Source organism: Rhodococcus sp. NPDC057297 (assembly GCF_042667435.1).
Classification (GTDB): domain Bacteria; phylum Actinomycetota; class Actinomycetes; order Mycobacteriales; family Mycobacteriaceae; genus Rhodococcoides.
The window spans coordinates 558,541-570,494 of record NZ_JBHUZE010000002.1; the positions used below are offsets into that span (position 1 = coordinate 558,541).

Sequence of the window (11,954 nt, forward strand, 5' to 3'; positions counted from 1 at the left end):
GAGCGTGAATGTGCCGTTCGATCACACAGCGGGAAACGGGCGGGATTCCTATAGACTCGGCAAACCGGTTGATCTCATCGTCGCGGCAACCCGTCTCCCTGTCGTTCGAGCTCGCGTGCGAACGTGTACCACCGAAAGGCCTCGACAGTATGACCCGCCCCTTCTTCGACAACGAGTCCGGCACCGTAGCAGCGCATCGCCGTCGCCAAGCGGACGAGCAGCGTGCGAGGTATCTGCGTGCCCAAGCTGCACGTCAGGAAAAGTTCGTCACGTCGCCGCGGCGCGTCTACGAACTGATTCGATCCGGAATTCGGCGCGGGACGATGCCGCACGACGAGACACTGTCGGAGCAGCATTTGATCGATACCCTCGGCGCGACCCGAAATGCTGTGCGTAAAGCGTTGCAGATGCTCGCGGACGACGGCGTGGTGCTCCGTGCCCGACGCGCTGGAACGTCTGTCGCCCACGACATCGTTGCGGTCCGCGATGGCGAGGTCGGCCCGCGTGCCTGGGCTGGAATGCCGGATGAAGGCCGATTGACCGTGGATACACTCGAATGCCGCAGGATTGCCGCGCCTGCGGTACTGCAGAACTTCATCGGCACCGAGGTGGACACCGTCGTGTTGCTCGAGCAGGTGGGGCGGATGGGGGGCAAGCCGTTGTATCTCCGCGTCGGATACTGCATCACCGATTTCGAGATCGACGAATTCGTCACCCGTATCGAGAGCAACCATTCCGAGTACCCGCCGATAGCTGTGGCGCACAATCGGATTTTCGGCACCGTCTACGGCGGCAGCAGTTCGGTTGTGGAAGCGATCTCGTGCCAGGAACGTGCGGCGGATCTGCTGGACATGCAGGTCGGTGCGCCGGTGCTGTTGCGGGAATTGATCACCAGAGACTCCGAGGGTCGCCCGGCAGAGCTGAGCTTCACACACTTCCGCGCCGATCGCGTGGCGATCATCGGATCCGCAGACCATCACGGAATGTCTCCGCACCTGTGATCGACAGCAACGGAGCCGGCACTGGTACCGGCTCCGTTGCTGTCCAGCAGGACAGCGGCTTTCGAGGCGTGGGTCAGAAGTCCAACAAGTTGTTGCGGAATTGGCTGTGCGCGTAGCCGTCACGCACCAATCCTCGACGCCGCAGCGCCGGCACGAGACCGTCGGTGACTTCGGTGTAGTAACGCCGACCGAGCCTTCCGGTCATCAGGAAACCGTCGCCACCGACAGCGTCGATGACCTCTTCCATCCGATCGGCCACCGTTTCCGGTGTTCCGACCAGTGGGACCGACGTGATCGACCAGGTCGCCGCGAGTTGTCGGAGCGTCTTCTCGGAGCCGTCCTCGTTGAACTTGCTGCCCCCGGATCCGGCGAGGAAGTCCGCCAGCGTGGTGCGGTGCCCGTTGGTGGACAACGGCGGTGGGGGAGCGTCGATGTCCAACGTCGACAGGTCGTTGCCCGTCACAGCCGACAGGTGCGCCAATGCCGCATGCACTCGGCCGTCGGTCGCTTCCCTGGACCGAGCATCGAGCTCGGCTGCCTCGGCATCGGTTTCACCCAAGACCGGAGAAACGATGTACATGATCTTGATCGAGTCGGGATCGCGACCGGCGTCGGATGCCATCGTCCGTACGTCGTCGCGGTAGGCCTTCATCGCCTCGATGCCTTGAGCCTGACAGATGATGGTGTCCGCGTTGCGTGCCGCGAACGCGCGTCCACGGGGTGAACCGCCTGCCTGGCATATCACCGGACGCCCCTGTGGCATCGGAAGCGTGTTCAGCGGCCCCCGCGTGCGATGGAACTTTCCGACGTAGTTCGCATCGTGGACCTTGGTGTGGTCCGCGTACGTACCCGACTTGCGGTCCAGTACCACCGCGTCCGGTTCCCACGACTTCCACAACGCGTCGACTGCTTCGACGAACTCCTCCGCGCGCTCGTATCGTTCGTCGTGCGGTGGCAGGGCGTCCATTCCGAAGTTCTGCGCAGCGCGATCCTCGCTGGAGGTCACCACGTTCCACCCGACTCGTCCGTGCGACATGTGATCCAGCGTCGAGACGGTGCGCGCGAGCAGATACGGGGGATAGAAACTTGTCGACATCGTCGCGACGATCCCGAGTCGGGAGGTCGCGGCAGCGAGCATCGGAACGAGGGCGACCGGATCGTGTTTGGGCGCGTACTGAGCCTTGGCGAGGTCGAACTCGGTTGTCCCACCGTAGATGTCGGACACCATCGACGAGTCCTCCAACATCAGGTAATCGAAGCCCGCGCGTTCGAGAGCCCGCGCCATCTCCACATGGAACCGTCCGTCCGCCCAGGAATCGGCGTCGGACCCGGTCCAGTGCGATGTCCACACCGGGGGACGGAAACTGGTGAACCAACCGAGGTGCATCCGCGGCGTGCTCATCGCGCACCTGCCAGGTGCTCGCGGAGGCTCTGGCCTCGGAACCCGGTGCCCGCGACGCCGCGGCGACGAAGCTCTGGCATCAATCCGTCGCACACGTCGTCGACGTATCGCCGGTTCAGCACACCGCCACCACCGCCGAAGAACAGGAACCCGTCACCACCGACTTCTTCGATGACGCTTTCCATTTCGTCGGCTACCGAAGCAGGCGTACCGACGAGCCTGAGAGACTCTGTTCGTTCCGCCGCGACAGTCTCGCGGATGGTCCGTCCTGCCGCCCAGGTACGTAGATTCTCCAAGATGCTGGTGCTCCCCTCGGTGTGCAGATCGTCCGGAATCGGCTTGTCGACGTCGAACCGAGAGAAGTCGATGTCGCCGGACAGCATGATCAGACGCCGCGCGATGGCGGCGTCGGTGGGCTCGTAGTATCGCTCCGCGCGACGGCGTGCGTCCTTCTCGGTCTCACCCAGGATGGGCGTCACCATGTACAGAACCTTGACATCGTCCGGGTTTCGGCCGAAACCCGCTGCGCGCGAACGAATCGTGTCTCGATACGTACGCATCGCAGCGCGGCCCTTCGGCGCGGACACCACGAGATCGGCTACACGGGCAGCCAGATCGATGCCCGACGCGGACGCTCCCGCCTGACAGATGACGGGTTTGCCCTGAGGACTCGGCAGTGTGTTCAGCGGGCCGCGAACCTTGAAGTGCTTACCGGCGTGGTCGATGGTGCGAACTTTGGTGTGATCGACGTAGGACTCCAGGCCAGGGTGAATCGGCGACGCGGCGTCGACGTCCCAGGACGCCCACAGGGCGTTGGCCACGTCGACGAACTCCTCGGCGATCTCGTAGCGTTCGTCGTGGACAGGGAGGGTGTCGTGGCCGAAGTTCTGAGCCGCTCGATCGCCGGTCGAGGTGACGATGTTCCATCCGATTCGGCCGTGGCTGAGGTGATCGAGGGTGGAGAGCAACCGTGTCAGCAGAAACGGGGGATAGAAACTGGTCGATGCGGTGACGACGATGCCGATCTTCTCGGTCTCGTACGCGAGTCTCGATGCCAGAGCCATCGGATCATGCTTGGGAGCCCTCGGTGTCCACTTGAGTTCGGATTCGAACGTGCCCCCGTAGATGTCGGTGAGCGCGGTCGAGTCCTCGAGCATCACGAAGTCGATTCCCGCTCGCTCGAACTTGCGCACGATGTCGACAGCGAAAGATCCGTCTGCCCAGTCCGTTCCGCCGGTTCCTGCCCACGGGCCCGTCCAGTCCGGGACGAGATAGTTGGTGAACCAGCCGAGGGTGAACGGTGTTGACATCTCTCCTCATTTCTCGAGCGGTGCTCGCGTTGTTCCTTGGTCGGTAAAGATCTGATGGACGACGCCGAGGTCGCGGATTCGTCGGTGACGACCACCTTGGAATCCGGGGTCGCCGTTCCGTTGGTTCGCCACGGCCTGAGCGCGAGCAGGACGGCCAGTGCCGCCACGGGAACACTTGCGGTGAATGCCAGGGAGTAGGAGGCCTGTGCGGCCACAGCACCGGCGACGAGTGGGCCGAGCATGGTTCCGACGTCGAAGGTCACCTGGTACACGGCGATCGGCGTTCCTCCCCTGCCATGCAGCACGTCTCCCACCGTGGCCGCACTCGAGACCATCGCGAACGTTCCGCCGACACCCCACAGGATCATGGTGAAGACCAGCACCAGCAGGGTCGGGAACACAGCGAGGAGAACGATCCCGAACAAGATCAAGGCCGATCCTGCCGCCAGCATCGGCCGACGTCCCCACCGGTCGACGAGGATGCCGGCGGGTTTGACGACGACGATCTGTACGATCGCGCCGACGACCAGGACCAACCCCGAGACGAGCGGGCTCCCACCGATGACTGTTGCGACGAACAGTGGAACGAGAGTGAAGCGAACGCCGTTCCCTATCCACCCGTTGGCGAAGTTGGACGAGATCGCCGCGCGGAAGCCTGGATGACGAAGCGCGTCCAGCAGACTCATCTGCTCGGGCCGCGTCGACAGGTCGTGCTCGACGCCGGCTGCCGCGTCCTTACGGTCGCTGGATCGGAACGCCAGCCACACCACCGCAACGCCGACGATCAGAGTGATCGCGTGCGTCAGGAAGGGCGCTCGCAGCGACACCAGGGCGACGGCGCCGCCGATCACCGGGCCGAGTACCCCACCGATCAGGAAACCCGACTGGAACACCGACGCGGTGCGTCCTCCACTCGCCGCTGTGCTGTACCTGAAGAGGAGTTGTTGCCCCGATACGGTGAACATCGCCGTGCCGATTCCCCCGACCGCTCGGAGCACCAGCAACGCCAGAAACGTCGGCGCGAAAGCTGCGGCCAGTGACGACGCCGCGGCGAGGAGCAGTCCGACAGTGAGGACCGTCCGCTCGTCGAAGCGGAGCAGTATGCGGCTCGCACCGAACGAGGCCAGCACGCGAGTGAACGCGTAGATGCTGACCACGGACGACGCTGCGAGGTCGCTGACACCGAAATCCCGTGCGAACACCGGGATGACCGGTGCGACGACGCCGTACCCGAGCCCGATGCACACGTTGACGAACGCCAACGCGTACACCGGCCCTGGCACGACCGAATCGCGTCGAGGGAAGCGCATCAGAACGACAGGAGATTGTCACGGAAGTGCGCGTGCTCGTACTTCGTGCGTACGAGGCCGCGTCGCTGCAGTGCAGGCACCAACCCCTCGGTGATCTCGCCGACGTAGCGTCGACCGATACTGCCGGTGACGAGGAATCCGTCGCCTCCGACGAAGTCCATCGTCTCGCCCATCTGCTCGGCGACCGAGTCGGGCGTTCCCACGTAGTGCACGTTCTTCATCGACCAGCCGAGAGCGGCCTTGCGCGGCGTGTTTCCGTAGGAGAGGAAGTCGCCCAGAGTCGTTCGATGTCCGTTGGTGGTCAGTTCAGGGAATTCCTCGTCCAGTTCGTAACTCGAGAGGTCGATTTCGGTGAGGGCTGAGATGTGACCGAGTGCGGATTCGATACGTGAGTCGACGTCCGCAGTCATTCGTTCGACCTTCGCCCTCGCGTCGGCGTCGGTATCGGCGAGCACGGGTTGGGTGATGAACATGATCTTGCAGCTGTCGGGATCGCGTCCTGCCTTCTCCATTCGCATCCGGATGTCGTCGCGGAACGCCTTCATCGCGACGGGATCCTTGGCTGCGCTCAGAATGGTCTCGGCGTTGCGCGCGGCGAACTCCCGGCCGCGGGGTGAACCGCCGGCTTGGCAGATCACCGGTTCACCCTGCGGGGACTTCGGAAGGTTCAGGGGGCCGCGCGAGGCGTGGAACTTGCCACGGAAATCGGTGACGTGCACCTTGGTGTGATCGACGTAGGTGCCGCTCTCGCGGTCGAGAACCATCGCGTCGTCTTCCCACGATGCCCAGAGTTGCTTGACCAGATCGACGAATTCGTCTGCGCGTTCGTATCGTTGGTCGTGCTCGGCCAGCTTGTCCATACCGTAGTTCTGCGCAGCACGATCTTCGCTGGAGGTGACGACGTTCCAGCCGACACGGCCCTTGCTGACGTGGTCGAGCGTCGAGAAGCGGCGGGCGAGCAGCCACGGTGGGTAGAAGGATGTGGAGCAGGTTGCGATGACTCCGATGTGCTCGGTCGCGGCCGTCAGCACCGGCACCAGCGTGACCGGATCGTGTTTGGGGGCGTAGAGGCCGTACTTCAGGTCGACGCGGGACGAGTTCTCGAAAGCATCCGAGACCATCGACGAATCCTCGAGCATGATGTAGTCGAAGCAGGCCCGCTCGAGTGCTCGCGCGAAGTCGACGTGCAGCTCACCGTTCGCCCACGTCTTGCCCTCGTCGCCGGCCCACGTGGTGTTCCACGGCGGATTGGAGAAGTTGGTGAACCACCCCAGATGAAATTTGGTCATTGCCGTGTACTCCTTGTTCTCGATTGTCGTTCGGATGAAAGGCGACGGACTCTCCGGATTTCCGACGGTTCGTCGTCTCGGACTCCGCGCAGTGTCGACGGAACACTGGCGGCGAGGGCGCTGGCTGCCATCATGGCGATTGCCACGACGAACCCTGTTGTCAGGGAGCTTGTTTCCGAGGCCGGCAGCATGAGGGCGTCCCCGGAGTAGACGAGTTCGCGGAGCGCAGGAGGCAATGCCGACACGGCCAGGACCAACGCAAGCGCAGTGCTGACCGTCACCGCAGTGTTGTCCAGCGATACACGGAGCCCGTTCGCCATGCCGGATCGATCGGGCGGTACGCCGACGTTGATTGCAGCAGCATTCGCGGTCTTGAAAATCGCGCCGGTCAGTCCGAGCGCGAAGAGTATGACGACGACGGGCACATCCGCTGCCGGTCCGCCGATGTGCAGAGCCAGCACCGTGAGGACGGTGGCCGTGCCGAGGGTGGAGGCCGTGGTCAGCACTCGCGTCCGTACGCGTGTCGCCAGCCGACCGGCGATCGGCGACATCATCGTGGTGCCGACGGCCAGTGCCGTGATCTGCAGTCCGGCCTCGATCGGACTGCGTCCTTCGACGCTCTGGAGGTACAGGGACATCGTCACTGCCACCGCACCTTCGGCGATGGTGACGAGAAACGACGCGCTGTAGGCGCAGCCGCGGAAGCGGCTGGTCAGCAACGAGGGGTCGACGATCGGGTCGACGGTGCGTCGTTCCCACCACCAGAACAGGGGAAGCCCCAGGACGACCACGGCCAAGGGAAACAACGCGTGGACCGAACCGAAACCGACGCTGCCACCACGGTTCACCCCGTAGACGAGGCATCCGAGCACAATCATCGACCCCATCGCACCGACGTAGTCGAACCTCGCTGCGCGAGGAGGCCGATCGGTCCGGCGCAACGTGATCGCGGCCCAGGCCGTCCCGAGCACACCGAGGGGCACAACGACTCCGAAGACGCCGCGCCACCCTGTTGTTTCGGTCAGAACACCGCCGAGAAGCGGGCCGATCGAAACAGCGAGCGACATGATCGTGATATTCCAGCCGATTCCGATCGCGAGCTGCGCAGGTGCGAAGGCCTCGACCAGCAGCGCGGTGGTGTTGGTGATCACCGCGGCAGCGCCGACACCCTGCACGACCCGTAGCCCGATCACCAGTGCTGGATCGCTCGACAGCGAGATCACCGCACCGCTGACCGTCAGCAGCGCGAGGCCTGCCAGATAGACCGGCCTTCGGCCGAGGATGTCGGCTACCTTGCCGAGAACCAGAATGAAGACGGCGGTCGTCAAGAGATACGCGAGCATGAACCAATCGGTCTGTGCTGCAGAGGCGTTCAAGCCTGCACTCATGTCGGGCAGGGCCACTGGAAGCATGCTCACCGAGACGAAGGTGATGCTCATACCCAGCCCGGTGACGGACAGTACTCGCCACGGATAGTTGTCGGGCCGCGACGGTGGCCGCGCATCCACCGGCGTGTACGCCCCTGCAGCGTCGATCAGAAGTCCATCAGGTTGTCGCGGAACAATTCGTGCGCGTACCCGTCGCGGATCAAACCTCGTTTGCGTAGCTCCGGCGCCAAACCGTCGGTGATCTCGCTGATGTACCTGCGGTGCACACTGCCGGCAATCAGGAATCCGTCTCCGCCGACTTCCGCTGCGATCTCACCCATCTGCTCTGCCACCGCGTCGGCCGTCCCGATCAGGTCGACCGATTTGCGGATGTCCGAGCTGGCGGCCTCACGCAGAGTCATTCCGGTGGTGTTGGCCCCGATCAACGCCATCGTGCCGCGACCCGCGTTGGTCTCCACCGAAGGGATCGGCGCGTCCAGATCGAACTTCGAGAAGTCGATTCCGCTGGCATAGGACATGGAGGCAAGGTTGACGTCGATGTCGTTGCGGAATCCGGCGAGAATGCGTTCGTGCTTGTCCTCGGCCTCACGTCGAGTCTCACCGAGTACCGGACTGACGATGAACATGATCTTGCACGAGTCCGGATCTCTGCCCTCGGCGACCATCCGTGCGCGAACGTCGTCACGGTAGGTCTTCATCGCCTCGACGCTCTCGACCTGCGCCAAGATGGTCTCGGCGTGCTTGGCCGCGAATCCGCGTCCCGCCGGTGAGCCACCGGCTTGGCAGATCACCGGACGGCCCTGTGGCGTCGGTGTGGTGTTCAGTGGTCCGCGAGACGAGTGATACGTGCCTTTGAAGTCGATGGCGTGGACTTTCTCGAAATCTGCGAACACGCCGGCTTCGCGGTCGAGGCGCACCGAGTCCGGTTCCCACGACGCCCACAGCTGTTTGACGAGATCGATCCACTCGTTCGCCATCTCGTACCGGTGGTCGTGCTCGAACATCTCCTCGAACCCGAAATTCTGCGCGGTGCGCACGTTGTGCGAGGTGACGAGGTTGATGCCTGCTCGGCCGTGGCTGAGGTGATCGAGCGTCGCAGCCGTGCGAGCTGCCATGTAGGGCGGATGGAACGACGTGGTCATCGTGCCGATGAGTCCCAGGTGCTCGGTGAACTGGCTCAGGATGGGGAGCAGGGAGTGGGGATCTTGCTTCGGGACCGACCGTGCGTTGGCCAACCACCACTTTGCGTTCCCGCCGAACGAGTCCGGCACGAACGAGCCGTCCTCGAACATGATGTAGTCGAATCCTGCACGTTCGAGGGCCTGCGTCATGTCGATGTAGAGTTCGGGATGGTTCCATTCGGTACCGCCTTCACCCGACCACATCTGGTTCCACGACTGCACCTGCCAGCTCAGAAACCAACCCAAGTGGAACATTTTTCCTCTTTCTACGTTGCGGGATCGACGGATCAGAATGCGCGAAGGTTGTCGCGGAAGTGCTTGTGCTCATAGGAGGTACGGGTCAACCCGCGACGCTTGAGTGCGGGGACGAGCCCGTCGGTGATCTCGGCGACGTATCTGCGGTTCATCGGCGCCCCGGCGATGAGGAACCCGTCGCCACCGACCTCCTGCATGACGCCGTCCATCATGTCGGCGACATCGTCCGGGGTGCCGACGAATTCGAGCGTGTCGATTGCACTGTGGCTCGTGATCCGCTCACGCAGGGTTTGTGTCCCGTCTCCCTTGAACTCGGCGAAACTGCTTCGGTGGCCGTTGCTTTCGAGGTCTGCAGGTAACGGTGCATCGAGGTCGAACTGGCTGAGGTCGATACCGGACAGATGCGAGCGGCCGGCCAGCAGGCCATCGATGTTGCGCGATGCTGCGTCCTGCCGTCGCTGCTGCTTGGCCTTGGCCTCGGCAGTCGTCTCACCCAGGATCGGTGAGATCAGGTACATGACCTTGACGTCGTCGGGGTTGCGCCCGGCTTCGGCGGCGCCTTGGCGAATGTCCTCGCGGTAGCGGCGCATCTTGTCGGTCCCGTGAGGGTTGGAGATGATGGCATCGGCGTGTTTGGCGGCGAACTCCTTGCCCTTGTCCGAGCCTCCGGCTTGCAGGAACACCGGGCGTCGCTGCGGACTGGGAACGGTGTTGAGCGGTCCTCGGGACTTGTAGAACTTGCCCTCGAAGTCGATCCGGTTCACTTTCTCGTGGTCGGCGTAGATGCCACCTGGCGCGGTGTCGGCCACCACGGCGCCCTCCTGCCACGAGTCCCACAGCTTGCGAGTCAGTTCGACGAACTCGTCGGCCATGTCGTAACGAAGATCGTGCTCGGGCATGTCGAAGCCGTAGTTCTGGGCTGCACGGGTGTTGCTGCCGGTCACGATGTTCCAGCCGATTCGGCCTTCCGCGATGTGATCGAGCGTCGACATCAATCGAGCGACGGTATAGGGGTGGTAGAACGTCGTGGTGAGCGTCGGTACGATCCCGAGGTGCTTGGTGGTGTACGACAGGATCGCAGCAAGCGCAGCGGGATCATGTTTGGGCGCAGCCGATGCCGTCGCGAGGTAGTACTCCATCGACCCCTTGTAGGTGTCGGAGACCTGTACGGAATCTTCCATGATCAGGAAGTCGAAACACGCGCGTTCGAGCGAGTGCGCAAGGTCGACGTACTGATCGGGCATCATCCAGTCGGTGGCACCGGTACCGGACCACGGCTGGTTCCAGGATTGGACACCGAACCCGGCTCCGAGGAACCAACCCAGGTGAAATTTGTCGGCAGTCATGTTGTTCTCCAGTGATCGAGACGTGTCGGGTCAGAATTCGAGAAGATGATCGCGAAGGTGCTCGCCTGCGTACTCGGTACGCATGAGTCCTCTGCGTTGCAGGGCAGGGACCAGGCCGTCGGCTATTTCGCCGATGTAGCGCCGGTTGTGAGGCTGGCTCCAGATGAGGAATCCGTCACCGCCGATCTCGTCCATGGCCTGGCCCATCTGTTCGGCTACCTCGTCGGGAGTGCCGACCAGCTCCATGGATTCGGTGCGGTATGCGACGCACGCTTCACGGAGTGTGCGTCCATCTGCCCACTTACGGAAGTTCTCCAGCGTCGACTGATGTCCGTTGGTGTGGACGTCGTCCGGAAGTGGCTTGTCGAGATCGAATGTGGAGAAGTCGATCTCCATGCTCGCCGACCAGCCGATGAGCGGACCCATCGGATTGGCACGTACCGCCTCGGCCTTGCGTTCCTTGCGATCGAGTGCGTCCTGGTGCGTCTCGCCGAGTATCGGCGAGACGACGTACATCACTTTGGCCGAATCCGGGTCGCGTCCGTACTCGGCCATCCGCCTCCGGATGTCGGCGCGATATTCCTTCATCGCCGGAACCCCTTTCGGCAGGGCCATGATCATGTCGGCGTGCTTGGCCGCGAAATCGCGACCGGCGGGGGACCCGCCTGCCTGCGTGATCACCGGACGGCCCTGAGGGGACGGGAGCGTGTTGAGGGGGCCGCGGGACGAGTAGTACTTGCCCTTGAAGTCGACGGTGTGGACCTTCGTGTGGTCCACGTAGGTGGACGTCGCGCGGTCCATCACCACCGCGTCGGCGTCCCAGGAATCCCAGAGTTTCTCGACGAGTCCGACGTATTCGTCTGCCCGGGCGTACCGCTCGTCGTGTGGGGGAAGCGTCTCCATCCCGAAGTTCTGTGCGGCGCGATCCTCGCTGGAGGTGACGACATTCCATGCAATTCGCCCCGAAGACAGGTGATCGAGCGATGCGATCGACCGAGCCAGGAGGTAGGGCGGATAGAAGGAGGTGGACGCCGTGATCGAAATTCCCAATCGCTCTGTTGCCCGCGTCAGAAGCGGCGCGAGAGCCATGGGGTCACCCTTCGGTGCCCAGCCGCCCGTGCGGAGCGTTGCCTCCGAACTACCGCCGTAGGTGTCCGACACCATCGACGAGTCCTCGAGCAGAAGGAAATCGAAACACGCTCGCTCGAGCGTCCGGGCGAAATCGACGTAGAAGTCTCCATTCAACCAGTCTTCGCTGTCGGTGCCTTCGAAGGCGGTGTTCCAGGCGGCCGGGACGAAGCTGCCGAACCAGCCGAGATGAAATCTGTTGTCTGTCATAGTCCGTTCGTTTCTTCCGGTGTGTGAGTCGACTTCACCGCGGGGATGTTTCGAGAGACCGCGCGGTTGATAGCCGCCTGATTTCGCCGTTCGTCTTCTGCGTTCTCGCACGCAGTTCGGTCGGTGAGCGGTAT

General features: G+C 63.4%; 9 protein-coding genes. 1 reads left to right on the forward strand and 8 read right to left on the reverse strand.

Going from position 1 to position 11,954, the window contains the following annotated elements:
- The first annotated feature begins 149 nt into the window (after positions 1-149).
- Entirely contained in the window at positions 150-1,001 is an 852-nt protein-coding gene (locus ACFULT_RS08570) for a GntR family transcriptional regulator (RefSeq protein ID WP_052059579.1), read from the forward strand.
- Positions 1,002-1,074: 73 nt separating this feature from the next.
- Here the strand turns inward: ACFULT_RS08570 and ACFULT_RS08575 are convergent, their stop codons facing one another.
- From ACFULT_RS08575 to ACFULT_RS08610, 8 genes are read right to left on the reverse strand one after another with little or no spacing between them, the layout of a single operon-like run.
- Positions 1,075-2,403 carry an NtaA/DmoA family FMN-dependent monooxygenase gene (locus ACFULT_RS08575; RefSeq protein WP_378481225.1) on the reverse strand — a complete coding sequence of 443 codons (1,329 nt, stop codon included), beginning with the start codon at positions 2,401-2,403 and terminating at the stop codon, positions 1,075-1,077.
- The gene (locus tag ACFULT_RS08580; RefSeq protein WP_378481361.1) at positions 2,400-3,596 is read right to left on the reverse strand and encodes an NtaA/DmoA family FMN-dependent monooxygenase; all 1,197 of its coding nucleotides are present in this window, start codon (positions 3,594-3,596) and stop codon (positions 2,400-2,402) included. Before ACFULT_RS08580 ends, ACFULT_RS08575 begins: the two co-directional genes overlap by 4 nt.
- Positions 3,560-5,023, reverse strand: a complete 1,464-nt coding sequence (locus tag ACFULT_RS08585; RefSeq protein WP_378481226.1) for an MFS transporter — start codon at positions 5,021-5,023, stop codon at positions 3,560-3,562. The genes ACFULT_RS08580 and ACFULT_RS08585 overlap by 37 nt, the downstream gene beginning before the upstream one ends.
- Entirely contained in the window at positions 5,023-6,312 is a 1,290-nt protein-coding gene (locus ACFULT_RS08590; RefSeq protein ID WP_378481227.1) for an NtaA/DmoA family FMN-dependent monooxygenase, read from the reverse strand. The genes ACFULT_RS08585 and ACFULT_RS08590 overlap by 1 nt, the downstream gene beginning before the upstream one ends.
- On the reverse strand, positions 6,309-7,820 hold the full coding sequence (locus ACFULT_RS08595) for an MFS transporter (protein WP_378481228.1): 1,512 nt from the start codon (positions 7,818-7,820) through the stop codon (positions 6,309-6,311). Before ACFULT_RS08595 ends, ACFULT_RS08590 begins: the two co-directional genes overlap by 4 nt.
- 26 nt (positions 7,821-7,846) lie before the next feature.
- A complete protein-coding gene (locus ACFULT_RS08600; protein WP_378481229.1) occupies positions 7,847-9,136 on the reverse strand; it encodes an NtaA/DmoA family FMN-dependent monooxygenase in 1,290 nt (429 codons plus the stop codon).
- Between the two features lie 32 nt (positions 9,137-9,168).
- Positions 9,169-10,482, reverse strand: a complete 1,314-nt coding sequence (locus tag ACFULT_RS08605; RefSeq protein WP_037113738.1) for an NtaA/DmoA family FMN-dependent monooxygenase — start codon at positions 10,480-10,482, stop codon at positions 9,169-9,171.
- Positions 10,483-10,512: 30 nt separating this feature from the next.
- On the reverse strand, positions 10,513-11,820 hold the full coding sequence (locus ACFULT_RS08610; protein ID WP_037113735.1) for an NtaA/DmoA family FMN-dependent monooxygenase: 1,308 nt from the start codon (positions 11,818-11,820) through the stop codon (positions 10,513-10,515).
- Positions 11,821-11,954 lie beyond the last annotated feature (134 nt).